This window comes from Bacillus sp. ok061, assembly GCF_900108285.1.
Taxonomy (GTDB): Bacteria; Bacillota; Bacilli; order Bacillales; family Bacillaceae_G; genus Bacillus_A; species Bacillus_A thuringiensis_S.
Genome location: NZ_FNUW01000020.1, coordinates 1 through 25,672 on the forward strand (window position 1 = coordinate 1; position 25,672 = coordinate 25,672).

The following is a 25,672-nucleotide window of genomic DNA, read 5'->3' on the forward strand; positions in this document are numbered from 1 at the left end:
ATCCGGATAAACTCCTCATTCACTCTGATCAAGGTTGGCACTATCAAATGAAACAATACCGTCATTCTCTTAAGAATTGTGGCATAACTCAAAGTATGTCTCGCAAAGGAAACTGTTATGACAATGCCGTTATTGAAAATTTCTTCGGTATCATGAAATCGGAATTTCTGTATCGAAAAGAATTTGAAAGTATAACACATTTCAAACAAGAATTAGCAAAGTATATAGAATACTATAATCATAAAAGAATTAAGGCAAAATTAAAGGGTATGAGCCCAGTACAATACCGGGCTCATACCCTAGAGCCTGCCTAATGAAACGACCTGTCTAACTTTCGGGGTTCACTTCAATATAGATGGCTTTTCTTAATTATATGCAATAGGAAGAATGAACTTACTTAACTAATTGTTGTTGGATTTGCTTAATTAAAATTTCAGCCCCTTTAGGACTTAAAACGATTTGACCATTTGCCAATGATATATTTTTTTCTGAAATATCACCAGTTATTGCACAAGCATCATAAGTTTTGTATTTCTGTAAAATAATCTTTTCTTCTTCTACAAATATTTCCATAGGATCTTTTTCTGCAATTCCTAACGTTCTTCTTAACTCTTTTGGAAGAACAATTCGCCCTAATTCATCTATTTTTCGTGTAACACCCGTTGATTTCATGTTTATACCACCTTTTCTTTTTTCTAACTAATAATTACATATGAACAAGCGAATTCAATGATGTTTTTCTGGTATCCTCTGCATGCAATACTACAATTATATCTCTAAATTGCTTTGTCGTCTTTTATCTTGTTTTCTCTTTCTTTAGAATTTAGCGTAAGTCATTATTTTTTCTAGCTCACTTTGTACGCATTATAATCTGTGGTATAACGTTTTTTCTTCCTGTATATATATTCCTTTTTATAATTAAATTGTTAGGGATTCAATAGTAATGCTATTATATATCTATGAATACGTTATTTCCGTTTTATTAAGTAAAGGAGCGATTACTGTTGAAAATGACAAAAGGAGATGCAATACTTCGCTTACTGACAGAAATTAAATTAGAACTGAAAGAAACAAAAGAAGCTATTGAAAAACTTGATGAGAGAATAGCTAAAATAGAAAAGCAAACACTTCCAACAAATTTATCTAAACCCGCTTTAAATAATAGAAAAGAAAAAGATTGGAAATATCCTTCTAAGATGAAATGAATCAGAGGGATATTTTTCATTTTAGAATAAACAATTTTTATCATTTAATGGAGATGTTACAATATAAATTGTACGATGAACATAATTTTCTTTCTTACTACCACACAAAATTCCCCCCCTGGCTCTTGCTAGGGGACAACTTTTGTATACAGTATTAATTGCATCATAAGTATACACAAGTTATAATAGTCACCTAATTACATATGAAGAGGTGCAAAAATGAATAAGACAGAATTAACAAAAGTAGTAGCGGAAAAAACAGAACTTACACAAAAAGATGCAGCTGCAGCAACACAAGCTGTATTAGATACAATAACAAATGCGTTAGCGAATGGAGAAAAAGTACAGATTCTTGGTTTTGGTACATTTGAAGTACGTGAAAGATCTGCACGTACAGGACGTAACCCACAAACAGGTGAAGAAATGAAAATCGCAGCTTCAAAGGCACCTGCTTTTAAAGCTGGAAAAGAATTAAAAGATGCAGTGAAATAATTTCAAATTGTGAAAAGGGTTAGATATTTATATCCCCCCCTTTTTTTAATAGCCTTTTTACTCATAAAATAAAAAGCATCAATATAAACTTATATCTGAATATATGTAAATTTTCATATATAAACACTGAAATTAATGTTATACTAAGATTAACCAAGAAGCATCCAAGATTCTTTGATTAATCACTACATTTTCCTTAAATTAATATCAACAAGAAAAGACACTGTTTAGTGTCTCTTCTTTTATGTTTCGCGCCTTTAATCAATAGTAAGAGGATATATATCTATGCCCTCTTATTGCTGATTTGTATTAGTATTGCTGCTCCCACAAGCAGAATATCTGAAAGACACTCGTATACGAGTGTCTTTTCTTTATGAAAAAAATATTTTCAAACAAAAAAACCTTATAAAGGAACGCAAGTTCGTATACAATAAGAACAAACGTTCTTTTAATTTAGGGAGGAATAACAGTGTATGACTATTCTATCTTACCGAATAGAATCATCTTATGTGTGGATTTACGTAGCTTTTACGCTTCAGTAAGTTGCATCAAAATGGGGTTAGATCCTATGTATACAAAATTAGCAGTAGTCGGTGATGTAAATAGAAATGGTTCAATCGTTCTAGCTGCCACTCCACCATTAAAAGCATTGGGTGTAAAGAAGATGGCCAGATTATACGAGATTCCTCGCAGAAAAGACATTCTTGTTGTAAATCCGATTATGGGAACATATATTAAATGCTCTAATTACATAACAAAGTTAGCTTTGCAGTACGTTCCTATTGAGGATTTTCACCAATATTCCATCGACGAGTTCTTCATGGATATTACGGATAGTATTCATTTGTTTGCTAACGATCCCTATGAATTCGCATTGAAATTTAAAAGTGAAATATATGCGAAAACACGAATCGAATGCACAATAGGGATTGGCCCTAACCCTTTAATGAGCAAAGTAGCTTTAGATATTGAAGCAAAGAAGAATCAAAATGGCATTGCTTATTGGAAATATGAAGATGTCCCAACAAAATTATGGAGCATACGACCGCTTAATACATTTTGGGGCATTTCGTACAAAACGGAAGAAAAGTTGAATCGAAAAGGAATACATTCTATAGGAGATTTAGCCAATTACCCTCTTAAATACTTAAAACAGAGCTTCGGTAAGATTGGAGAAGAATTACACTTACATAGCTACGGAATTGACTTTAGTCGCATTTCAGAAAAATATGTTCCTGCCACCACTTCTGTTGGGAAAAGCCAAATACTCATGCGCGATTACACAATAGAGGAATTTCCGATTATTCTACTGGAACATATTGAAGAAGTTTGTTATCGGCTTAGAAGACAAAATAAACTTGCTCAAACCGTTCATTTTTCAGTCGGTTATAGCAAGATTTATAACGGTGGTATTAGAAAAACACATACTTTAAGTCGTCCAACTAACCTAACAATGGATATTTATAAGATCTGTACATACTTTTTACATCAACAATATACTGGAGAACCCATTCGCAGCATAAGTATTTCTCTAACGAACCTAATCCAAGAAGGAGAGGAACAAATTTCTCTTTTTGATAACATAACGCAGCGAGAACAAGAAGTAAAATTAACAAAAGTAATGGATGAAATACGCACAAGGTTTGGAAAGAACAGCATATTGCAGGGAATTTCCTACACGCATAGCGCCACAGCTAGATATAGAAACACACTGATTGGAGGACACAAAAAATGAGCAACGCTAATATGCCAAAAGGGCGCGGAATGGTGAAATGGGCTCCGTTCGCAGCATTAACACCCCAATTTGATGGGATACGTGAAATCATTAGGGAACAGCACAAAGTTACCCGTCCGATTTTAACAGCTGAAGAAAAAGAACGAATTGAAAATATGTTATTATATTCCTTAGTATCTGAAGAAGAAATAATGATCACATATTATGAGGATGGCTATTTGCTCTCTAGTTATATGACCGTTGTTGATATTGACCCTTCAAATAGTGCTGTTGTATGTACAGATGCTTTTTATAACAAGATGAAACTGCAATTCTCTAATATAATAGATGTTAAATAGCATAAATTGATGTTATTAAGTTTAGATCATTTAAAGGAGTGTAAAAATGCAAGGTAATCAGATAAGAAAGAACGCCGCAGGAGCAATTATTCATAATAATATTAATAGCTATTCCTTTCTAAATATACCTATGATTATTAATGAGAAAGACGGAGTAATTTACGAGGTATTAAGTGCTGGTTTTCAAGCTAATGATGCAGTACCAATGATAACAACGGATGATTTTGCTGCAACCAGGATAAATGCATCGATCGTGACAGTGAAAAACAATGATAGTAGTATCCAAGTGTATCGCTTACCCTTAGAATTAGAACATTGGGTACTTTCTTGTATGCATGCTGCTTCAGAAGATAAAAACCCATTTCCGTGTAAAGTCGCTTTTGGAATTATAGACACCAAATTTTTTGCGGAATTCAAAGGAAAAGGTCAGTTTATTCAGGAGACCTCTCATCAATTATAGATATATTCCTTTTTGTTTGCATTCGATGTTATTAACGAAACTTAGGCAAGGTATGTACGATGCCCGTAGAATCATGGAACACTTTCTCTTATGTTTTTTCTCCCTGTTGCTACTTATGTTATTTCTAAATTAATATGGTCGTAATGTATGATATTACAAAAAAAGAGGGCGCCACGCGTCCTCTTTTTTAGGTATTTAAATATGTTCCCCATGATCAGTATAAACATCACTGTATTCGTATGCTGGTGCAGGCGGTCTACCATGGTCAAGAGCAACCACTCCAGTATTTCCATGTGCCTTATTTTCATAACTAGAAACATAATCTGGTCGTTGCGGTGCAGGCGGTCTACCATGATCAGCTTGTGATGTATAAGATTCTGCAAAACTTCCAATAGTTAAAACAGCAGCAAAACTAAAAAATCCTATTAGTACTTTTTTCATTTTAACGCACTTCCCTTCTGAAGTAATTCTTTAGCATCATAAGATATATTAAAGTATTGGCTAGCCTTCTCATGATTACCTTCTTGATAAAGTTTTTTCGCTAAAATTCCAGAGTACTCTTCCATAAATCCATAAAGTTTTTGGTATTCAAAGTAATCTAGTCCATCTGCAATCGTTGTTTCTAGATTCTGTTTATAATTTTCATCGTATTGTGCTCGAAGTATTCGTAAATGATGTGTATATTCAACATCAGCTAATTCAAAGCCTTGAGTCAAAAATTCTTGTGCTTTTTCAATTTCATTTACTTTGAAATGTTCTCGAGCCAGTAAGAATACAGTTTTATGATATGGTTTTTCAGATTTATACACATCCAGTAAATGTCGAATTGCAGTTGCGGATATACCTTGTTTTGCATAAAGAAAACCTAAGTTGTATTGAATTAAGGTAATTAGTCGAGTGCAGTTATGTTTTTTAGACATATCCAAACACTTAACAAAAAGTTCTTCTCCTTGTTCAAACTGACTTAAAGTGACACTTGCTAATCCCAGGATTGTATCACATTCAATTTGATTTATTACATAATCTTCATACTTTTTGTATATGTCTTTTGCTTTCATTACATGCTTAATTGTTAATAAAGGTTGTTGAAGATGGTAATATAGTTCACCAAGTTTATAATTAAATTCAGCTTTTTCAATGTCATTAGGAATATACTCTAAAAGTCGTTCCGCTTCTTCAAATTGCTCCATAGCTTCCATATAGTTAGCGATCATGGTGTTATGCACAGCTTTATAGAAATGGTAGTAGTATTTTAAATACTCATCAATAGTTTTTGTTGTAAGTTTTTCAACTGCATCAAAATCACTACGAGTTACATATGATTTATTTATTAACACTTTATAACTATAATCCAATAGAGAATAATACAATAAAAGATTTTGATCTTGTAGATCTCGGTTTTGTTCGACCATTAAGACACTAATCTTTTCATCAACTTCTTCTTTCATTCTTGTCGCTTTTGTTATTTGCTTAGATAAAATAACCTTATACCATTCATTTAATAGCTTAGTAAATTTTTCATTATTCAGAATTATCATATCATAATCTCCTTTATTCAGTTTATATAAAAACAATCATAACAAAGTTTAATTGTAATAAGTTGTAAAAAACAATTTTATAAAAAATATTCAGAATATTTAATTTAATTTTTATCAATTGACGTAAAAGGTATCGGTAAATCGTTAGATTGTAAAGATAAAATTATTTATATAAAAATCATTATAACTCCAGTAATGACATGGTTTTAAGAAGGTTTGTCGAATTGTTTTGCGAAAATTTTAATCTGAATATTATTTATTTTTTGAATTTTATAGTCTATTATCGGGATTGTGCTAGTAAATACCGGTAAATTAGCATAAATTTTTCAAAAGAATGGAGATGTTATTATGGGTTATAAAAATTTATTAAAGAAAAAAACAATCCCAATGTTACTAGTTGGTGGAATGTTAGCTAGTACTGGATGGGGTGCAGGTAATGCGTATGCAGATTCGCCTACAGCAACTGAAGCTGCTAATTCACCAGCAAAATTTGCAGGTGTAACATCACCTTTGGATACTTCAAGTGCAGACTTTGAAGTGTTATACAGTGAAACAGTAAAATTTGATGAGAATGAAAACGTTATTAATAGAGAAGTTTCAGGCACTGAAACTCGTACAAGTAATACACAGGGAGTAATTATTGCTGATGGTAGTTTCAACTGGAAACACGCTAGTAGTAAAGATTCAAGCAATAGAATTAATAAAGACAGTTATAATGTAGGACTTATTTTAGTAAATGGATTATCTTCTTATATTCCTTGGAAACCAGTACAGGTTACAGCACAAGTAGTTGCAAGCGGATTAATGTATTTTAATCAACCTTCTATTACGTATTATCACACTGAAGCATACAGAGATATCGATGCCGTTAACCATTATGTTAAAACAGTAACAGATACAATTAAAAACGGTAAGAAAGTATACACTGATACAAAAGTTATGAAATATACAAAATAAAAAGAAAACCGAACTAGACTATTTATCTAGTTCGGTTCTTTTTTTATATAAACGATTTATTAAGTCAATAATCCATGAATTAATAATAACTACAGTAAAAATTACAAATAAAGCTACAATATTTTCATTAGAAGCTATATATGGTATAAACGTACCGCGCACTAAAAAGAATATAATTAGAGCGAATGCAATTGCCCAAATAAATTTTAACATTAATTCACCTCCTCTAAAAAAATACAAAAGTAATTTTAAAATATAACTATTCTGTTTTGAAAATAAGATTCCTTTTAGTATGTACTAAAAATTATAGAAAATGGGTCCAGAAAACTGATGTTTTTTGTTCCGTATATCCAGGATGAACACATTGTTGTTTTAGATATTATTGTGATTTTGGATGTTTCCATTGTTGAAACATCCAAAAGAAGTAAAAATTCTTAAAGAAATTTACTTACCACAAATTAATGTATTAGATTATTTATATGACGCTGAAGTCGAACATTTAGTAAGACAAGCTTCTGCTTTGTTGAGTCATAATTACGAAATTGTCATGCCAAGTAGCAAACCGATGAGAAAATATCCAGGCGTTGGGGATGCCCGGATTTTATTAACTGCGTATTAAAATGATTATGAAATTGTCACCGCAAATGTTAATGACTTCATGTTGTATCCGTTTTTATATCCTCAAACAGCGAAATTTTTATATGATCTCATGCAAGAACAATATGTTGAGATTGACCCACAGCTGTACGAACGTATTCAAAAAGATGCAAGATTTATTGACTTTAAGTCCAAGATTTAACCAATCACCTTGTTTTCCCCATACTTGATACCATTCATCTTTACTTAATTGATGGATAACGCCATAATTTGTTGATGGTCCACTTCTAAGGTTTACATTATATCCATTGATATAAACTATCCCTGTTGCTCCTACAACGTTTTGAGAAGGTTCTTGTGGTTTTTGTTTAACTGTAACCGTTGCGCCCTCATACGCCTTTTGTACGTCCGTTCTGAATTGGAATTCCGATACACCGTGATTGCGAAGATAATCAAGCGGATCTTCGTGGTCGATTCCACCTAATTTATAAGTAATATCTTTATGTTTCCATAAACCTTTGCTTGGATGAATTTCTCTATCTTTTAAAATCTTAGCTAAAAGTTTTACAAAACGTTCGTAAGAAGATTTAAACTTAGGCTTCTATCTTTCTGAACATGTAGTTATCTCTAAAAAAGGCTGTAACGCTAAGGTTTGGTATCCTTTAGCGTACAGTTTTCCCAGAATGATATAGTGCCTTCTATAAGTTGAAAGAAATACTAAGAATCCCTTTATTGTTGTGGGGTATGATTTTTTTAATTAATATTTGGTACGTGAAATTATAAACTACTAGTTTATTACTTTACTGGTCTTTTAAAATTATTATAGCATTCTATATAAATATTATGGTATTATAGAGATAGAAAATTTGTTTCCATTGTTTATACTCTATTGTACGTAGCGTGAAGGACAAACCTTACGCCCAGTTAACTCGGGCGAGGTTTGTCCTTTTTTTTACTTTAAGGAGGAATTTACTATGAAAAAAGTCTACAAAATTGGAGCAGTTATCACAACTTTATGCGTTGCATGTATCGCGATCTTTACTTTAACTAAGAATGAATCAGTCAAAACAGAAACTATAGCACCAGAAAAAACAATTGTATCTGCTGCAGATGTAAAAGGATTACCTGAAAATATAAAAGATATTTCAAAAGAAGAATTAAAGGAAAAAATACAATCCCATGAAGAGTTCATTGCGTATTACTATCAACCTACCTGTCATTTTTGTAAAAAAGCTGCACCAGATATCAATCGTATGTCAAAAAAGCATGATAGAACCATTTATCGTATTGATATCTCTACACCAGAAAATCAAAGTGCCTTTCAAGAGTTCGACATTCCAGGTACTCCAGTTGTTGTAGCTTATAACAGAGGTGAAGAAGTTGAACGTTTAGAAGGAGCTGTTTCAGCTGCTACATATGATGGATTCTTTGCAAGACGTAATTCGAGCGCTATCTAGTTTAGTGCTCGTTTTTCTTTGTAAGAAAGGAGAATTAACATGCAACAAAACGCCCGTATTCATTCTTTAGATATAATAAGAGGTATCGCCATACTATGTATCCTTTTTGCGAATCTACCCACTATGACAGGACTAGATCCCTTTAATCAAGCAGGTTACACCGGTACAGATAAAGCGATTCGATTTTTAGTAGATTTGTTTATACAAGCAAAGTTCTACACTATTTTCACATTCTTATTTGGAGTAGGATTTTATATCTTTATGAAAAATACAGAAGCAAAAGGATATCCTATGTATAAGCTATTTACCCGGAGACTGTGTATTTTACTAGTCTTCGGTTTACTCCACTTCACCTTTCTATGGTATGGAGATATTCTACATGCGTATGCTATAGCTGGATTTATTCTATTGTTCTTTTATAAGCGATCTACTAAGCTTATTTTTATAACTGGTTGTAGTTTCCTAACGGTTAGTTATGTAGGCGTACCGCCAACATTTTAACGAAAATATACGCTAAGCAAAATTCGACAAGAGAAAACGTTGATTTTACTACTCTAAGCGATATCGTCAATCTCAAAAACGTAGGTATTTGAGACAAAGGAACTTCAACTTTAAATATGCTGAAAATAGCTTGAATAGTGTCTCAAAACTCATCTTTAAATCAAAATCTCAATTCAGATTGTGTTATTGAGTTTTGAGAATCCCTTAGAGTATAAAAACGTTAAAATGTGCGTGCTACCCCTTCATTAAAACTATCTGACCGTTTTTGATATTCAACTGCTTTTGTTAGATGTAAGGTATTCCAAATACTGATGGCATTGATAATTATGTTTAAAGCACTGGCTCTTTGCAATTGATGCTGCATGGTTCGTTCCCTAAGTTCTCCTTGTTTTCCAAAAATAATAGCTCTTGCCAGTCCATTCATGGCTTCTCCTTTCTTCAATCCTCTTTGTATTTTTCTTCTTAGAGATTCATCCGAAATGTAATTAAGAATAAAGATTGTTTTTTCTATTCGCCTCATTTCACGTAAGGCTGTAGCTAAGCTGTTTTGTCTTGAATAAGAACCTAATTTCCCCATAATAAGGGATGCTGAGACTGTTCCTTCTCTTATTGAATGAGCTAATCGCAAAACATCGTCATAATTTTCTTCAATGACCTTTGTATTTATTTGTCTACGTAAAATAGCTTCTAGTTTTGGATATTCACTTACTTTATCTATTGTAAATAATTTTGAGTCCGATAGATCTCTTATCCTTGGAGCAAATTTAAATCCTAATAAATGGGTTAACCCGAAAATTTGGTCTGTGTAACCAGCTGTGTCTGTATAATGTTCCTCGATGTTTAGATCCGTCTCATGGTGTAATAAACCATCCAAAACATGAATTGCATCCCTTGAATTAGTATGAATAATTTTTGTGTAGTAAGAAGAGAATTGATCACTCGTAAATCGATAGATGGTGGCTCCTTTTCCAGTTCCGTAATGTTGGTTTGCATCTGTATATAGTGATGAACACCTAGCTGCATTCTCATTCCGTCTGACGAAGAATTTGTACCGTCTCTGGACATGTATAGTGACCCCATATAAAACTTTGCCTTTTCTTTTTTATATTTATGTACAAACTTATTTTTATTAGCATTGGCCTTAATGTGCGTAGAATCTGTCATCAGCGCACGTCCTCCCACCATCCGGTGCTCTGTCGCTTGCCTCACGATCTCATCAAAAATTTCTTCAAAAATATTTGTATGAACGAAACGAGTACAGCGATTCCAACTGATTGTAGAATGATCTGGAATTGTATCTGATAGAGAGAACCCTAAAACCAACGGTAGGCAATGTTCGTTTTAATCTCCTTTTCCAATTGACGCTCAGAACGAATATCATAAAAATATCTAATAAACATCATCTTAAATAAAACGATAGGATGGATTGACGGCCGGCCATTGTTTTCACAATAATAAGGGCGTAACTTCTCCTCAATAAAATCAAAACTAATTGTCGCTTCAATCGCACGAAGGAAATGATCTTGTGGAACCAATTCTTCTACAGAAACAGATACACGCTCGTCGCGATGATTTTTTAAAGCACCCATCATAAGAAATCTCTCTTTTTCCTCTTTTTTATCAGTGTTGACACATAAAAAGAGGTTCAGACACAAAAATAGGCTGTGGAGAAGGCTTTCTCCACAGCCTGAAAAAGCTAACTCAATTGAGTTAGCTTTTTACTTTAATTAATCTCAAAATCTTTAATATTCGCTATCGGATGAAGGACTTCATCTGGATTAAAATCTGACAAATGTTCATTTTTTGCTACTTTTTTAACCCAGTCGTGATTAGCTAAAGCACCTTTTCCCAAAGTTACAATATCGGCATCACCGTTACTTATAATTTCGGTTGCTCTTTCCACTTTCTCTAATTGGCCATTAGCAATGATAGGTAAATGACTATATTTTTTTGCTAAAGAAACTAATGATTCTTTCACCCCATCAAATGCAGGTTGCCACGCTTCAAACTCCGTTACGTGAATGTAGTCTAACCCAGATTGACCTAGAGAAGTAAAAATGATCTTTGCATCTTCTTCTTTTCCTGACCATTTATAAAAATAATCGTTTACTTGTGATTGAGATATCCTCATACCTACTGTAAAATTATCACTTACGGCTTTAGACACTTCTGTCGCAACTTCCACTAAAAATCTTACGCGATTTTCCGTACTTCCTCCATATTCATCAGTACGTAGATTTGTATACTCAGTAAGAAAAGAATCTAAAAGATAACCATTAGCTCCATGCAGTTCAACCCCATCAAACCCAACAGACTCGGCTCTCTTAGCAGATTCTACAAAACTTTTCTTTATATCATTCATTTCTTCTTTTGTAATTTCTTTCGGAACTTTAAATTCCCCTTCTCCAAGGTAAAATTTGAGTTGTTCTCCTTTTGGTTTAACACTGGATGGGGCAATTATTTCATCGGTAAACCGATTTCCTTGTGAAAGAGGACCAGTGTGCTGTAATTGCATAAAGATTTTTCCTCCTTCTTCATGAACAGCATTTACGACCTTTTTCCATTCTTGTGCCTGTTCATCAAAGGCAATACCTGGTTGGTAGAAATATGTTTGGCTATTTTTATCATCAATATAGGTACCTTCTGTAATAATTAAGCCGAAGCCACCTTTTGCAAAGGAACGGTAGTACTTAACCATCTTGTCTGTAATATATCCTTCTTCTGTAGCACTAATTCTTGTCATTGGGGCTACTCCAACTCTATTATTTAGTACCGTTTTGTTAATTCTAACAGAGTCAAACAAAATATTTGTATTCATGTCTCTTTCCTCCTGTAACTAGTGATTGACAACCTCTTAGTTATTAGGTTAAATGAATAATGTTGTTTAGTAAAATGAATATATTTGATAAGATGATTCAAAAAAATTGAACGTTTTAAAAGGAGTTGTTAATTTGGAACTTCGCCATCTAATTACATTCAAGGCAATCGTTGATAAAAATGGTTTTAATAAAGCAGCAGAATACTTGGGTTACGCTCAATCTTCTATTACTACCCATGTTAAAGAGTTAGAAAAAGAATTAGGTAGACCTCTTTTTGACCGACTAGGAAAGAGAGTTGTATTGACTCAATTCGGTAAGCAATACCTTCCTTATGCCAATCAAATAATTGAGCTTTACAATCAGTCACTAACTATTGAACAGGAACCTCAAGGAGAACTAACTTTAGGAATTTCAGAATCGCTTACTATTTGCCGTATTCCTATTATTCTCCTCGAATTCAAGCAAAAGTATCCCAAAGTAACCCTATACGTTAAGTCATTAGAAAATTATGATGTAACAAAGAGCCTACAGAGTGGTGACATTGATTTAGCTCTGGTTCTAGAAAAGGAGGAGTGGGCACAGGAGGGGTTGCATATTGAAGAATTAGTAAGGGAGAAAATGGTCTTAATTAGTCCAAACAGTAAAGCAGGAACATTAAATACCGCCTTATACTCTGATTTGAGATGCAGTTATAAATCGGTATTTGATGATTACATCGCTTTAAATCAATTAGATATTAATGATAGTATTGAGTTCCAGAGCATAGAAGCCATAAAACACTGTGTTAAAACTGGTTTAGGAGTATCTCTTGTTCCATTTTTTTCTGTAAAAGAAGAACTAAAAAAAGGCATATTTAAAGGGAAAGAAGCTTCAAAAGAACAAAAATCCCTGTCGACTTACTTAACATTTCACAAGAATAAATGGTTATCTCCATCTATTACAAGTATGATTGAACTTGTACAAAAACATGCAATAACGTGGGAATAAATATGAAAGGTGCTATACAAGGCACCTTTTCTTGTTTAACTAGATACCACTATTGGTACAAAAGGAAGATATTTTAGGGATTTTTACTTCGTCTGCTCCTTTTTACAAAAATAGCAAAAAGTATTAATTCTCTTGAATCAAACGCCACCGGTGGTTTCAATTCTATCGAACAATACTTATCTCAGATACCACAAAGTTAACTCGCTAAAATAAAAATTACAGAAAGTTGTCTCCCTTTCTATGGAAGACAACTTTTTATTCTACGAATACGTATACTAGCTGACCATTAAATCTATCAGTCCCACTCTTTAGAACAAGTGTGAATTAATGAAATCATACTCTCCATAGCAGGAGAAACCCATTTATCTTTATGGTAAGTTACAAAGGTTGATACTCCATATTGTTCATCTTTAACTACCTTCCCAGTAAACTGTTCATTCTCTAATTCCTTTTTCACAGTAAAGTAAGGCAACATAGAAATCCCTAATCCATTCATCACACATTGCTTAATAGGCTCTAAACTTCCAAAATCTACGCTTCCCTCTACCTCAATATAATGGTCTTTAATATAATCATCAAAAATACTTTTATAGGCGCAAGTTCTCTCTATATAGAGAACCGTATTGCTAATACCTTTTTGTTTATCTTTTAAAGGAGTGATTAATACCATTTGTTCCTGTTTAATTTTTTCAACTTTCAAATCTTTCGTCGCCCAATTATTCTTCTTTAAAACTAATGCCAAATCTATATTTCCCTGTTGCAGTTCTGTTGTTACATTCTTATTATCAATAGAAATGATGGATAAATTAACTTCAGGATACATCTGCTTATATTCCAGTAAAATCTGAGGCAATCGACAACTTGTTAAGGCCTCTGATGCTCCAATAGTCAGACTACCTGTTGGTACATCATTTCTATTTGCTTTTTCTATTATTTCTGTATAAAGATCCATAATTTTGATTGCATATGGAAAAAACTGCTTACCGAAAGTAGTTAGTGTTACTTGCTTTCCTAAGCGATCGAATAAAGGTTGATTTAATTCTCCTTCTAATTCTTTAATATGATTTGTAACAGAAGATTGCGCGTATCCAAGTTGATCAGCCGCCTTTTTAAAGGTTCCTTTCTCCACAATCGTTTTAAATGTTACCAGATGGCGAAGTTCCATATTATATTTTCCTTTCATCAATTCATTTTTTATGAACGTTTAATTCTGTTATTTCAATTTTACTAAACCAATCGATACAATTATACTATAACTTGTAAGCAATAATAAAGTTGCTAACAACAAACATAAAAAATTTTAAGGTGGTTATAACGATGAACAACAATATAGAAAAAAAACAAGATATTTTGGATGCTTATGCGTTTCGACATGCTACGAAGGCATTTGATCCAACAAAAAAAATAACAGATGAAGATTTTGAATTCATTTTAGAAACAGGAAGACTATCACCAAGTTCGGTAGGATATGAGCCATGGAAGTTTTTGGTTATCCAAGACATGGAGATTAGAGAAAAATTAAAAGAATTCAGTTTTGGAGGACAAGGTCAGTTGCCTACTGCTAGTCATCTTGTGGTAATTCTTGCTCGTAAGGATGTGAAAGCTGAATCTGACTATGTACAAAATTTATTAAAAAACGTCAAAAAAATCCCTGAACCTATTGTGGAAAATATGACAAAGGCTTATAAAAACTTCCAAGAATTCGATCTTAAATTATATGAAAATGACCGAGCACTATTTGACTGGGCTAGTAAACAAACGTATATTGCACTTGGAAACATGCTAACTTCAGCAGCATTAATTGGAATCGATTCTTGTCCGATGGAAGGTTTCAATATGGATAAAGTAACTGAGGTTCTTGTGAACGAAAGATTATTAGATAGTGAAAAATTTGGGGTATCCGTTATGGCCACATTTGGATACCGGGCTCAAGAGCCAGAATTTGAAAAATCAAGACAAAATAAAGATAAAGTCGTTCAATGGATTAACTAATTATCACCCTACAAATAATATATGCTTCTTTTAAATGATAGTTGGCCATGGTTTAATTTCTCTGTAGTCGATGATAATGGTCATATATATGATAAACTAAAACTACAGGATGGTATGGCTGTTGGGAACTATGGTCATCATATGGTACTGACTTTGCCTTCAATGGATACCATACCAAAATCATTTACACTCAAGCCAAGTCGAACAAATAGTGAAGGATTTAGTGAAGAAATAAAGGAATTAGAATTAGTCGTTCCTTTAAAGGAAAGTAAATAATGACATCGTTTGCTTGGTTTACTAATATCGCGGAAGTACCTTAAGCTAACGAACACGCGATAGTTGAATAACAAGTCTTATTAAAAACCGTCATGAAAGTCGGATTCCATACCTATTGGAATCCGGCTTTTTCACATTAAATTTCCTTAACGTTGTAAATCCGCATTTTCCTGACGGCACCCCTATAAGAGATAGCACCAGACATTTTACGAATTTCATACGATTAGATAACAATAAAACTTTAAGCAGTCCTCCCGAATCGTACTCTTACAGACAGTTAATCTACCATCTAACATTATATCTGTATCCACAATTAAATTGATAAATAAAACTCAGAATATTTAAATAATTTAATTGGAATTATCTTGAAACCACAGTTTTAAAGGTTATAATCGTTGGATTTCATCATTTTTCCGCTTTCTGAAGGGTATATATTTTTATAGCTTTATGTATTAAGATAGAGTTACGCTAGAAAATACCGGTAAAAAAGAATAAATAAGGAAAAGGGATGGAATTAAAAATGAAGACTTTATTAAGAAATATTGTATCGCTGGCTCTTGTACTCGCTTTGTTTACAACTTCTTTCGCTGGAATCTCCAAAGCTCAAGAGATTAATAGTGAAGAAGAAAAATTAGTGCAAGAAGTAGCTGCACAATTGAAATTTGTTGTTGAAGAAGCTGCAATTAAAGATAAACATGGAAGAGTAGTAGATATTGATATTGATATGATAGAAAACAAATATGGTAAAACTGAAGAATTAGAACAATTGAGACAAGAAATCCAACGTGTAAATACACCACCTGGCTATGAAGATCCATTCAAACAAGAAACGGAAGCTGTAGATAACTGTATAGAAAGAAAACTTATAGCAAATTATAAAGAATTTCTATCAGTAGGCTTTATAGGTTCTATTATTGCTAATATTACTAACAAAGAATATGAATTAGCAGCTAGAAAAATGATTAGATTAGGCGTCAAAGGTAATTTAATTGGTTTAGCTGGTCAGCTTGCTTGGTATCTAGGTACGTGTATTTATGAAGAAGAAGGCTGGACAGGAAAAACATGGTGATTGATAAAAAACAACCTCTTATTTTCTAGAGGTTGTTTTTTTTGAAGAAAATAACCACATCATAATTTCAAAGAACGTTACTATAAATAGTGTTTTTATAAGGTTTTCAAACCAATTAAATTGATTATGATTTGCGTAGTTAAAAGCTACCAATACAATATACAGTAGGACTATAAAAATTAACGGTCTCTTATATGTGAAACTCAAATTATTCACCCCTTAAATACTTACTTAGGAAAGTTACCTTAATACTATGTTAACCCAAAGTGCAATGATTTTCAGTGAATTTCTATATTTCTCCACATTTGTAACAGCCCTCCTTTTTAGGGGGTGGGCAAAAACATCCAAAAGGGGTATCTTTTCCCATACCCCGATAACACCAACATCCAAAATAGCAATATGTTATTTATCTTGTTACAATAAAAGGGAAACGAGTCATTACCCTATAGCAAAAGAGACCTCAAAAATGAGGTCTCTCTTGTTTGTATCAATTAAAAATGATCTGCATGTGAATATTGGATAATTTCTTCTTTTTTCAGAGCATGTTGTGTATCACCTGTATTACTTAAACCAATTGACAATGTTATTACTACACCTAACGTCACTAACACAAGTTTCTTCATCATTTTAATGCTCCTTTACTTAATAGTTTTTGTTTCGCTTCGTAACATACATCGAAATAATCACTTACTTTTTCATGATTTTTCAATTTACGGAAGCGAACTGCTAATACCTCACTATATTCTTCTACATAGTCCCATAAACCTTGATTCTTGAAGTAAGTAATACCCTTTTTCACTTCTTCTTCTAATAATTCAACTGCTGCATCTTCATTTAAAGAACGTAGAATATTGAAATGGTACATATATTCTTCATTCCCTACTTCCTGACACACCTTTAGTCCTTTTGTAATAAATTCCCTTGCAGTAACTGTTTCTTTTAATTTATAATGTTCGCGTGCTTGTAAGAATAGTGCTTTAAAGTGTGTTGGGATTTTTTCTGTTACTTCTGATAAATGACGAATTGCTAATGTAGAAAGGTTTTGCGTTGCATATAACAATCCTAAATTATGTCTGACTACTAAAATAAGCTTGTCTTCATTATGTTTTTTCAGAAGATCAATCGAACGATTTAAATGCTCTTCTGCTTTTTCAAATTGTTTTAAGAAAATACAAGCTGTCCCTAACGTGTTTTCGCAAGAAGCTACTTTCACTTCGTATCCAGGATGTTTTTCAAAAATTACTTTTGCTTTATTTGTGTATTCAATCGATGTTAACATATGAGAAATATGATGATGCAACACTGCATACTTTTGATAAAACTCTGCATGCTCTAATTCATCAGAGATATGCCCTAAGAGGCTTTCAGCCTCTTCATATTGTCTTCTCGCTTCGTTATAGTTACTAAACATCAAAGCATGTTCCGCTTTGAAAGAATGATAATAGTAGGATATTAACGTATCTGTTGTTTGATCAATTGAATCATTAATTGCATCGAAACTATCTTTTCGAATACTTACTCTGTCCGTTAGCATTCTATATTTAAAATCTAGTAAAGAATAATATAATAATAAGTTTTGATGTTGTTTTTCTTCTTCTTTTGCATCTTTAATCTGTTCGATTTTCTCATCAATTTCCTTTTTTAATTCCGATGCTTTTAGCAGTTGTTGTGATAACATTAGTTGATAAAAATCATTGAGTTGCTGCATAACTACTTCATACACAAAAACACCTGTGCTCATTTCAATACGTCCTCCTCAAATATCTCTATTTCTCTAAATATTACCATAATTCTACAAATTGCATGAGAAGAACGTTTCCGAAGTAAATTGATAAATAAATATTAGAATATTCTTTCTATTTTGCGTGTTTCCCAATTGAAGCATAGGAGCAATTTAACGATGGCTTACCCATGAAAGAAAAGATAATCGCCTTAAAATCGCAATCTCGGCGACACAATATAGATCATTTAGACATCACTTTTGTACCAACTTGTATCTTGATGTTTCTTTTAGGTTCATTTAGTTGCATTTGATTATAAAAATTAATAATAGAATCAATTTGAAAAATACGAAAGTTCTCACTTGAAATGTGATATTTTTTATTGGTTACAAGCAAGATCGATGGGAAAATTTTTGTATCTTTAGGCTGCCACGATTGTTTTTTCCATTCATCACTATGAAAATACATTTCATACCTTCCTATTTTCTTTTCCATAACTTTATTACTGTAAACTGAATTTTGAAATTCAATAAAGAAAGGGGCTCTATGCCATATTGCAAAAGCATCTGGTTCCATAAAATCTTTTCCGTATTTCGGCTCTACTTCAAATGTTTTTGGCTTTTCATAGTAAGTAAGTTGTTTGTAAATATCTACAATACCTAAGAAGTGCGACAACTTTTGACTCGTTTTTCGAATAGTGTTGGGTTGTGGGAAGTATATGTACGGCTGTTGCGACACATTCACATCTACATAACCATCCCTTCTTAAACGCTTCATTACTGTATTACAGCAAGTCACGCCGTTTTTTATCCCTTGAAAATGCAAATCAATAATATCATCCCTGGACATACATCTAAATCGTTTTAAATCATTTAAAATTGCCTTATCTCTATTCTTCATAACTTAACACCCCGAATATAGGAGTCTCTTCTTGTAAAGGCTCTTGAAGCTTCATATTCTCCTTAGAAACTCGATACGGTTCAACGATTAATTTCGCCTTACTCAATTCCAAATACGGAGCTTGCACTTTCTTTAATCCGTTTAATTTTAAAATTAATTGGCCGGATTGTTCTAATTGCTCCGATCCAGGTGTCCCCATAATATTACTGTTAATTGAATCAGCACATTTAAATCCGGCTCTAACCGTCATATTAAGCTTCAATTTACCATCTAATACTTTTGCGTCTGGCCTCTGCATACTTAGCAAAAGAAACACTCCGAGTGATCGTCCGACAGCTGCTATCTTTTCAATTGTATTCATACAATCTTTTTGATTTTGTAACATAGCCACTTCATCAATTCCAATTAGTATATATGGCTTTTGATTACCAGGAGACAACCTATTATACTCATCGATATGATCAACTTCATATTCTTCCATGATCTTTCTTCTTTCTCTTATCTCCTTCCAAACTTTTCGGATCATAATATTCATTTCAACTTCTTCCATACAAAGCTGTTTTACATGTTGCACTCTTCGCAAGAAATGAAATTCAGAATTCTTTAAATCGCCCAAATACAAATGTAATTTATCCGGAGACATATAATGTATGAGCGTAGATAAAACGACACGCACCATACTACTCTTACCGCTTCCCGTTTCCCCTGCAATTAAAAGATGAGGTGTATTCGCGCCTGCCATATCATATACAACCAGGTTTCCCGATTGATCGCGGCCTACTACTATAGGAAGACTATATTTTTTTAATAATGGTTCCCACATTTTATAACTATAATTATATGGCTGCATTCCTGTATTTGTATGAAATACATTCAATACAAACCTTTTAATATTACCTTCAATCTCAGTATTTGCCCCAAATACTTGTTGAAAACAAAACCACTTTTTCTTAATCATCGCTGGGTCTAATCCATTTGGAATTGTAAATACATACCGTGTCTTTTCATTTGAACAAATAACATCATGGATTTGAGGATATATAATAAATTTTCCCCCTCGTGTTTGATGCTCAATATATAAACCACTCTTATCAAATACCTCTATAAGCCGATTCTTTAAACTTCGTTTATATATCCAGTCTTTTATAATCCCCATATAGTCCTCCTAAAACATTATTATTGTTCTAATAAACAAATAACTAATTAAACAAATTCCACTTATACGGGTTCCATGAAAAATCACATCGCTGATAAATTTAGCTTCCGTTATATAATCTTTTCGTACCAGGTACTTCTCCAATAAAACTGCACCAATCAATACACTACCTATTGCACCAACTGCAATATAGGTGCCTATCATTTGATCTGACATATGAAGAAAAGCAAATGGACTTATTGAATTGTATTTTTTTACTTGTCGTTCACCATTCTTATACGATTCATCTACAAAAGAGCGAAATGGAATTACTTGTTTTCTTGTAAACATAACCCTATCCCCTTTACTATTTATCGCATTCTACACAAAATTCTGAACAACACTTCTTTCCTTCCCATCTCCAAAACAACCAATCTGATAAAAGACATTTACAATACTCACAAGTTTCTTCAACTCTCATCCTGCCGCTCATACCTTATCCCCCTTTATAAACAAATTTCAAACTACTAATTACAAATGGATTTATGAACCAAAAACCTTGATAGGGTAACTTTAATAACTAACTTTATAAATACTTTGATAGTTACTTTGGTACATCATATTGCGTACAGCTTGTACATTTTCTTACTTTTTTTCTTAGTTTTAAAAATTTTTCCTGAGTTTAAAAAAATGAGAAATAGGCCAAGATGTTGATGAGGTGATACAAGTGTACGGGCTGGGGAAAAAACGCACAAAATTTGGCCGTTTTCTTGATCGAAATGGAATAGCACAAATCGAACTAGAAAGAACATCTAAGTTAAGTACAGGTACTATTTCTAAACTTTGTAATGACAAAAGATATAAGCCTAAATTTTCAACGATAACTCAAATAATCAAAGGGCTAAAAAAGTTAGGAAAACATGTAGATGAAAATGATTTTTGGATATAAAAACGAGGTGTATCTACACACTTATTAACGAGGAAAAAGAAGCAATTGAAAATTTTAATTAATTGTTATAAAATATTTTAGTCATATACTCCAGTATTTCATTTATATATTCAAAATAAGAGTTCTCGAAAATCAGCCCCTTGGAGCGCACGCCAAGGGGCTGAAACATTATAAAAAGAAGTAGTCGATGTGTGTAAATAATAATGATTTAAAAATAAGTTACTTTCGTTTCACGTAATAATAAAGATATCCATAAGGATTAGCAGAATGGCCGTAGTCAAAACTCAATCCTTGTTTTTTAGCTTCTTGTAATACAAGTTCTACTTCTTCAAGTGAAGGGGTAGAATATTCACCCTCAATTTGCACTTGTTCAATAATTATTTGAATAAACGCCTTCTCTCTTTCTAATTTCTCTTTTTCTATCTCATCATCTGTAGCACGGCGACAGTCTTCTATTAATTCAAAATCTCCAACATCAATACAATAGTCCGGATAATATATCAAGCCATTCCAAGTATCGATAGCCGATATTTTAGATGTTCTTTGGCTCTGTTTATCTATCACCCAATCATGTAATTTAAATCTAACTTCAATACAGCTTAAATCTACATAATCGGAAATCCCACCGTAATATGGAGTTTCCGCTGTAACTTCGCCACTTTCATGAAGTGTACCCTTCCCCTTTAGGGGTCACCATATCATTCTGGGAAAATTGTACGCTAAGAGATACTAACCCTTGGTGTTACAACCTTTTTAGAAACAATTACATGTTCAAAAAGATAAAAAACTAAGATTAATTGAACATTGATTTATTTACACACTTTATGAACATGATTATGGCTAGAAAATGTTGATATTATTGAGTTTTAACATCTGTTCATAAACATAACGTTTTTGAGATTGACGATATCGCTTAGAGTAGTAAAATCAACGTTTTCTCTTGTCGAATTTTGCTTAGCGTATATTTTCGTTAAAATGTTGGCGGTACGCCTTTTTCTTTTAAAATTCTTATAGTATTCTATATAAATCTTATGGTATTATATAGATAGAAAATTTGTTACCATTGTTTATACTCTATTGTACGTAGCGTGAAGGACAAACCTTACGCCCTGTTAACTCGGGCGAGGTTTGTCCTTTTTTTTATTTTAAGGAGGAATTTACTATGAAAAAGGTCTACAAAATTGGAGCGGTTATCACAACTTTATGCGTTGCTTGTATCGCGATCTTTACTTTAACTAAGAATGAATCAGTTAAAACAGAAACTATAACACCTGAAAAAACAATTGTATCTGCTGCAAATGTAAAAGAAGCACCTGAAAATATAAAAGATATTTCAAAAGAAGAATTAAAGGAAAAAATACAATCCCATGAAGAGTTCATTGCGTATTATTATCAACCTACCTGTCATTATTGTAAAAAGGCTGCACCAGATATTAATAGTATGTCAAAAAAGCACGATAGAACCATCTATCGTATTGATATTTCTACACCAGAAAATCAAAGCGCCTTTCAAGAGTTCGACATTCCAGGTACTCCAGTTGTTGTAGCTTATAACAGAGGTGAAGAAGTTGAACGTCTAGAAGGGGCCGTTTCAGCTGCTACATATGATGGATTCTTTGCAAGACGTAATTCGAGCGCTAGCTAGTATAGTGCTCGTTTTTCTTTGTAAGAAAGGAGAATTAACATGCAACAAAATGCCCGTATTCATTCTTTAGACATAATAAGAGGTATCGCCATACTATGTATCCTATTTGCGAATCTACCCACTATGACGGGACTAGATCCCTTTAATCAGGCAGGTTACACCAGTACAGATAAAACGATTCGTTTTTTAGTAGATTTGTTTATACAAGCAAAGTTCTACACTATTTTCGCATTCTTATTTGGAGTAGGATTTTATATCTTTATGAAAAATACAGAAGCAAAAGGATATCCTATGTATAAGCTATTTACCCGGAGACTGTGTATTTTACTAGTCTTCGGTTTACTCCACTTCACCTTTCTATGGTATGGAGATATTCTACATGCGTATGCTATAGCTGGATTTATTCTATTGTTCTTTTATAAGCGATCTACTAAGCTTATTTTTATAGCTGGTTCTAGTTTCCTAACGGTTAGCTATGTATTACATATTATTGTATTTTTACGAGCAAGTTCTTCTATTACTGAAGTACCAAATTACTATCAATATATGTTTACAGGTAACACTACCAATCACACTGTAAATCTATTTATACATTATTCTCATCAAGTAAAAGCACGTATTTTCTTTCTAATGACTCAGGAATTCCAGCAACTACTAATAGGAATTCCGGAATATATAGGCTTATTTTTAATAGGGTTATGGGCTGGTAAGAAAAATATTTTTAAAAGGGTACCGGAATTAATAAAGAAAATTAGATTTTTACAGTGGAGTTCGTTATGTATCTCATGTCTTCTCTCTTGTCCTATTATCTACTACTTTATAAAAACAGATGTCTATTACTCTCAGGATGTACAACTATGGATTCTATTTGGAGGGAAAATGCTAGCTATATTCTATATTTGTACTCTACTGAGAGTTTGTGAGAATAAAAAATATATAGAATGTCTGCACCCCTTTATGAACGTTGGCCAGTATGCTTTAACGAATTACATTAGCCAAAGTATACTAACTCTTGTCATTCTTTCGTGGTGCTTTAAAGATGTCTCACACGTATATTACTGGCAACTATGTATCTTCGGGATTTTAATTGTCTTTGTACAAATTATATTCAGCAAAATTTGGAGTAAATATTTTCGCTATGGTCTTATTGAGTGGGTATGGAGAAAAGGGGTTTACAAGGGGTATCGTCAGCATTTCGGAAAAAAACCACGCTAAGCAAAAATTACAATGAGCTGTCCATATGGACAGCTCATTTACATAATTATCGTTAGCGAAAGTATAGGAGGGTATAAGAAAATCACCTGTGATGGCCGTCAATTTTTAACATAGTAATGGAGTTAATGTAATCATCTTAAAAGTGCATCTTAACAAGGCGCATTAAAATATATCGTTTTAATTTAACGCTTTTATGATGTCATCTACAAATATTTTATCGATTTCATGTCCTTGGTTCGTTTGTTCTGAATCCATAATTATTCCTTGTGATTTCTCTTTGTCAATCCACAAATAGTATGTTTGAGTTGTTCCACTTAAAAAGTGAACATTTACTTTGAAATTTGGCTTGTGTGTACTGGATATATTTGAATGTGTATGCCCGATATGAGTAATAGCGTTCACGAATGCTCCAACATCAAATTGTTTTACGAATATGTAGGTTTTATCCCCCTCAACTTTAATAAATTCAATAGACTTATCTTTTATGGAGTGTACTCCTTCACCGTCCTTTGCTGTATTATGAAGTATAATACCCTCTTCTGACTGTTCACAATCTCTTAGCATATATGCTATACCATGTGTTTCTTGAGGAGTAACAAGCTTATTACATATATCCTTTCTATAGTCGTTTTTGTACTTGTAAGTAAAAGTGAATTTTTCATCTTTATAAGTTACAGTTTGTAAAGTTGGTACTTTTGCTTCCTCGTCAGTTAAATAATTTTTAATTTGTATTTCGTCATTTTTCTTATCTTTTACATTTTGAGAAAATGTTTCAAATCGTTCTAGGTTTCTAGATTTTTCTTTAGGTATATGTATAATAATCTCATTTTTGTTCGCTTCAGTGGATGCCTCCTCACCCCCATTACTACATGCAGTTAAAGCAGTGATCGATAAGGATAATGCTCCAACAATTAATGTTTTCTTCAAATTGAGTTCCTCCATAAAAAATATTATAAATTTAATCATAACAATAAATGACTATTCTTATTAAAAAATTTAGTACCTCGAATAAGCTAAGTTTAGATCACATATCTCTAATCAGGTAATTAATAAACATGCATGTAAAGTTAACATAACGTCCTATTATCAGTAGCAAGGAAAAAGACATCCCCTTACTCTCACAAGGCATTCACCTTTTTCTTTTTCTATGAATCTATACATCTTTTTATACATTCCTATTATGGCGCGTCTTTTGGCTTCCCTATAGTTCCCTATGTTTTCCGATTTTTCGCATTAAATCTTGTATGGCTCTTAGCGTGGGGGGTTTCCAAAATGCTGGCGGGATTCTGATCCTATTAAACATTAAATAAAAAAGTGCAAAATCTATCAACAGATTTTGCACCAAAAACAGATTAAAAATACAATCACTAGAAACATAGGAGAGTGTTTCACCACTTATTATAAACCATATCTTTACATTTTTGTGTTGTAATTTAATAATATGTAAAGATTCTTCATTTTCTTTTTGAATTTTCTTTTTATTTAAGTTATACTAAACTACAAAGAAACAAATCTCCTTTAGGCCGTCAAACATTATGCTAACAAAACACACACCAAAAAAACCAATTCCCGTGTAATGGAATTGGTTTTTTTGTGTGTAATTCAGTCAATACAGCAACTTGAACCCACATTTTCAAATGTAGTCTTATTAATTTTACCATAATTTTTAAATTCATAAACAAAA

The 25,672-nt window shown here is 32.6% G+C and carries 29 protein-coding genes and 4 pseudogenes; 17 read left to right on the forward strand and 16 right to left on the reverse strand.

Annotation, left to right across the window (positions count from 1 at the left end):
- A partial coding sequence (locus tag C4S65_RS22535) for an IS3 family transposase (protein WP_142391574.1) occupies positions 1-314 on the forward strand: 314 nt, incomplete at its 5' end.
- 79 nt (positions 315-393) lie between these two features.
- Here C4S65_RS22535 and C4S65_RS22540 read toward each other — a convergent pair.
- Entirely contained in the window at positions 394-672 is a 279-nt protein-coding gene (locus C4S65_RS22540; RefSeq protein ID WP_000843051.1) for an AbrB/MazE/SpoVT family DNA-binding domain-containing protein, read from the reverse strand.
- Positions 673-1,010: 338 nt separating this feature from the next.
- Here C4S65_RS22540 and C4S65_RS22545 point away from each other — a divergent pair, with 338 nt between their 5' ends.
- The 5 genes from C4S65_RS22545 to C4S65_RS22565 all read left to right on the forward strand — a co-directional run bounded on the left by C4S65_RS22545 (position 1,011) and on the right by C4S65_RS22565 (position 4,230).
- Positions 1,011-1,205: a hypothetical protein gene (locus tag C4S65_RS22545; RefSeq protein ID WP_002083794.1), complete on the forward strand. Its 195-nt coding sequence runs from the start codon at positions 1,011-1,013 to the stop codon at positions 1,203-1,205.
- A gap of 219 nt (positions 1,206-1,424) precedes the next feature.
- The gene (locus tag C4S65_RS22550; protein WP_103945454.1) at positions 1,425-1,697 is read left to right on the forward strand and encodes an HU family DNA-binding protein; all 273 of its coding nucleotides are present in this window, start codon (positions 1,425-1,427) and stop codon (positions 1,695-1,697) included.
- Positions 1,698-2,166: 469 nt separating this feature from the next.
- Complete coding sequence (locus tag C4S65_RS22555) at positions 2,167-3,432, forward strand: Y-family DNA polymerase (protein ID WP_103945455.1); 1,266 nt, start codon at positions 2,167-2,169, stop codon at positions 3,430-3,432.
- Positions 3,429-3,770, forward strand: a complete 342-nt coding sequence (locus C4S65_RS22560) for a YolD-like family protein (RefSeq protein WP_076775922.1) — start codon at positions 3,429-3,431, stop codon at positions 3,768-3,770. Before C4S65_RS22555 ends, C4S65_RS22560 begins: the two co-directional genes overlap by 4 nt.
- 46 nt (positions 3,771-3,816) lie before the next feature.
- Entirely contained in the window at positions 3,817-4,230 is a 414-nt protein-coding gene (locus tag C4S65_RS22565; RefSeq protein WP_103945456.1) for a hypothetical protein, read from the forward strand.
- 195 nt (positions 4,231-4,425) lie between these two features.
- Here the strand turns inward: C4S65_RS22565 and C4S65_RS22570 are convergent, their stop codons facing one another.
- Positions 4,426-4,671 (reverse strand): hypothetical protein, encoded by a 246-nt coding sequence (locus tag C4S65_RS22570; protein ID WP_000756627.1) that lies wholly within the window; start codon positions 4,669-4,671, stop codon positions 4,426-4,428.
- Complete coding sequence (locus tag C4S65_RS22575; protein ID WP_181032141.1) at positions 4,668-5,768, reverse strand: aspartate phosphatase; 1,101 nt, start codon at positions 5,766-5,768, stop codon at positions 4,668-4,670. Before C4S65_RS22575 ends, C4S65_RS22570 begins: the two co-directional genes overlap by 4 nt.
- Positions 5,769-6,116: 348 nt before the next feature.
- On the opposite strand from C4S65_RS22575, the gene C4S65_RS22580 reads away from it, so the two are divergent.
- Positions 6,117-6,725 (forward strand): hypothetical protein, encoded by a 609-nt coding sequence (locus C4S65_RS22580; RefSeq protein WP_000540834.1) that lies wholly within the window; start codon positions 6,117-6,119, stop codon positions 6,723-6,725.
- Positions 6,726-6,743: 18 nt separating this feature from the next.
- On the opposite strand, the gene C4S65_RS22585 is transcribed toward C4S65_RS22580, so the two are convergent.
- Positions 6,744-6,938, reverse strand: a complete 195-nt coding sequence (locus tag C4S65_RS22585) for a hypothetical protein (RefSeq protein WP_000911201.1) — start codon at positions 6,936-6,938, stop codon at positions 6,744-6,746.
- A gap of 190 nt (positions 6,939-7,128) precedes the next feature.
- Between C4S65_RS22585 and C4S65_RS22590 the strand changes: the two genes are divergently transcribed.
- The gene (locus tag C4S65_RS22590) at positions 7,129-7,344 is read left to right on the forward strand and encodes a hypothetical protein (protein ID WP_142391575.1); all 216 of its coding nucleotides are present in this window, start codon (positions 7,129-7,131) and stop codon (positions 7,342-7,344) included.
- 168 nt (positions 7,345-7,512) lie between these two features.
- Here C4S65_RS22590 and C4S65_RS35335 read toward each other — a convergent pair.
- Positions 7,513-8,090, reverse strand: a pseudogene (locus C4S65_RS35335) (SH3 domain-containing protein); the annotation flags it as partial.
- Between the two features lie 206 nt (positions 8,091-8,296).
- Between C4S65_RS35335 and C4S65_RS22600 the strand changes: the two are divergent.
- On the forward strand, positions 8,297-8,779 hold the full coding sequence (locus C4S65_RS22600) for a thioredoxin family protein (protein WP_103945458.1): 483 nt from the start codon (positions 8,297-8,299) through the stop codon (positions 8,777-8,779).
- Positions 8,780-8,818: 39 nt separating this feature from the next.
- Positions 8,819-9,259: pseudogene (locus C4S65_RS22605) on the forward strand (heparan-alpha-glucosaminide N-acetyltransferase domain-containing protein); the annotation flags it as partial.
- Between the two features lie 280 nt (positions 9,260-9,539).
- Here C4S65_RS22605 and C4S65_RS22610 read toward each other — a convergent pair.
- The 3 genes and pseudogenes from C4S65_RS22610 to C4S65_RS22620 all read right to left on the reverse strand — a co-directional run.
- A pseudogene (locus C4S65_RS22610) lies at positions 9,540-10,336 on the reverse strand (transposase); the annotation flags it as partial.
- 21 nt (positions 10,337-10,357) lie between these two features.
- A pseudogene (locus C4S65_RS22615) lies at positions 10,358-10,872 on the reverse strand (transposase); the annotation flags it as partial.
- 131 nt (positions 10,873-11,003) lie between these two features.
- Complete coding sequence (locus tag C4S65_RS22620) at positions 11,004-12,098, reverse strand: NADH:flavin oxidoreductase (protein ID WP_103945459.1); 1,095 nt, start codon at positions 12,096-12,098, stop codon at positions 11,004-11,006.
- 133 nt (positions 12,099-12,231) lie between these two features.
- Between C4S65_RS22620 and C4S65_RS22625 the strand changes: the two genes are divergently transcribed.
- Positions 12,232-13,086: a LysR family transcriptional regulator gene (locus C4S65_RS22625; protein WP_103945460.1), complete on the forward strand. Its 855-nt coding sequence runs from the start codon at positions 12,232-12,234 to the stop codon at positions 13,084-13,086.
- 295 nt (positions 13,087-13,381) lie between these two features.
- Here the strand turns inward: C4S65_RS22625 and C4S65_RS22630 are convergent, their stop codons facing one another.
- Positions 13,382-14,251, reverse strand: a complete 870-nt coding sequence (locus C4S65_RS22630; protein WP_103945461.1) for a LysR family transcriptional regulator — start codon at positions 14,249-14,251, stop codon at positions 13,382-13,384.
- A gap of 152 nt (positions 14,252-14,403) precedes the next feature.
- On the opposite strand from C4S65_RS22630, the gene C4S65_RS22635 reads away from it, so the two are divergent.
- From C4S65_RS22635 to C4S65_RS22645, 3 genes are all read left to right on the forward strand, one after another.
- The gene (locus C4S65_RS22635; RefSeq protein ID WP_103945462.1) at positions 14,404-15,078 is read left to right on the forward strand and encodes an NAD(P)H-dependent oxidoreductase; all 675 of its coding nucleotides are present in this window, start codon (positions 14,404-14,406) and stop codon (positions 15,076-15,078) included.
- A 21-nt stretch (positions 15,079-15,099) separates the two neighbouring features.
- On the forward strand, positions 15,100-15,354 hold the full coding sequence (locus tag C4S65_RS22640; RefSeq protein WP_258043881.1) for a DUF5643 domain-containing protein: 255 nt from the start codon (positions 15,100-15,102) through the stop codon (positions 15,352-15,354).
- Between the two features lie 508 nt (positions 15,355-15,862).
- The gene (locus tag C4S65_RS22645) at positions 15,863-16,423 is read left to right on the forward strand and encodes a hypothetical protein (protein ID WP_103945463.1); all 561 of its coding nucleotides are present in this window, start codon (positions 15,863-15,865) and stop codon (positions 16,421-16,423) included.
- Between the two features lie 491 nt (positions 16,424-16,914).
- On the opposite strand, the gene C4S65_RS35340 is transcribed toward C4S65_RS22645, so the two are convergent.
- From C4S65_RS35340 to C4S65_RS22670, 5 genes are all read right to left on the reverse strand, one after another.
- The gene (locus tag C4S65_RS35340; RefSeq protein ID WP_256943099.1) at positions 16,915-17,049 is read right to left on the reverse strand and encodes a hypothetical protein; all 135 of its coding nucleotides are present in this window, start codon (positions 17,047-17,049) and stop codon (positions 16,915-16,917) included.
- Positions 17,046-18,164, reverse strand: coding sequence for a tetratricopeptide repeat protein (locus C4S65_RS22655; protein WP_000103495.1), 1,119 nt, complete (start codon positions 18,162-18,164; stop codon positions 17,046-17,048). The genes C4S65_RS35340 and C4S65_RS22655 overlap by 4 nt, the downstream gene beginning before the upstream one ends.
- Positions 18,165-18,387: 223 nt before the next feature.
- Positions 18,388-19,044 (reverse strand): replication-relaxation family protein, encoded by a 657-nt coding sequence (locus tag C4S65_RS22660; RefSeq protein ID WP_088294481.1) that lies wholly within the window; start codon positions 19,042-19,044, stop codon positions 18,388-18,390.
- Positions 19,034-20,200, reverse strand: a complete 1,167-nt coding sequence (locus C4S65_RS22665; protein ID WP_103945464.1) for an FtsK/SpoIIIE domain-containing protein — start codon at positions 20,198-20,200, stop codon at positions 19,034-19,036. Before C4S65_RS22665 ends, C4S65_RS22660 begins: the two co-directional genes overlap by 11 nt.
- A gap of 9 nt (positions 20,201-20,209) precedes the next feature.
- Positions 20,210-20,530 (reverse strand): hypothetical protein, encoded by a 321-nt coding sequence (locus C4S65_RS22670; RefSeq protein ID WP_103945465.1) that lies wholly within the window; start codon positions 20,528-20,530, stop codon positions 20,210-20,212.
- Positions 20,531-20,906: 376 nt separating this feature from the next.
- On the opposite strand from C4S65_RS22670, the gene C4S65_RS22675 reads away from it, so the two are divergent.
- Positions 20,907-21,128, forward strand: coding sequence for a hypothetical protein (locus C4S65_RS22675; RefSeq protein WP_000274287.1), 222 nt, complete (start codon positions 20,907-20,909; stop codon positions 21,126-21,128).
- A 219-nt stretch (positions 21,129-21,347) separates the two neighbouring features.
- Here C4S65_RS22675 and C4S65_RS22680 read toward each other — a convergent pair whose 3' ends face one another.
- Positions 21,348-21,692 (reverse strand): hypothetical protein, encoded by a 345-nt coding sequence (locus C4S65_RS22680; RefSeq protein WP_258043882.1) that lies wholly within the window; start codon positions 21,690-21,692, stop codon positions 21,348-21,350.
- Between the two features lie 598 nt (positions 21,693-22,290).
- Between C4S65_RS22680 and C4S65_RS22685 the strand changes: the two genes are divergently transcribed.
- Together C4S65_RS22685 and C4S65_RS22690 are read left to right on the forward strand one after the other, a co-directional pair.
- The gene (locus C4S65_RS22685) at positions 22,291-22,773 is read left to right on the forward strand and encodes a thioredoxin family protein (RefSeq protein WP_103945466.1); all 483 of its coding nucleotides are present in this window, start codon (positions 22,291-22,293) and stop codon (positions 22,771-22,773) included.
- A 39-nt stretch (positions 22,774-22,812) separates the two neighbouring features.
- On the forward strand, positions 22,813-23,988 hold the full coding sequence (locus C4S65_RS22690) for a DUF418 domain-containing protein (protein ID WP_103945467.1): 1,176 nt from the start codon (positions 22,813-22,815) through the stop codon (positions 23,986-23,988).
- Between the two features lie 177 nt (positions 23,989-24,165).
- On the opposite strand, the gene C4S65_RS22695 is transcribed toward C4S65_RS22690, so the two are convergent.
- Positions 24,166-24,915, reverse strand: a complete 750-nt coding sequence (locus C4S65_RS22695; protein ID WP_097861556.1) for a DUF4362 domain-containing protein — start codon at positions 24,913-24,915, stop codon at positions 24,166-24,168.
- Positions 24,916-25,672: the final 757 nt, after the last annotated feature.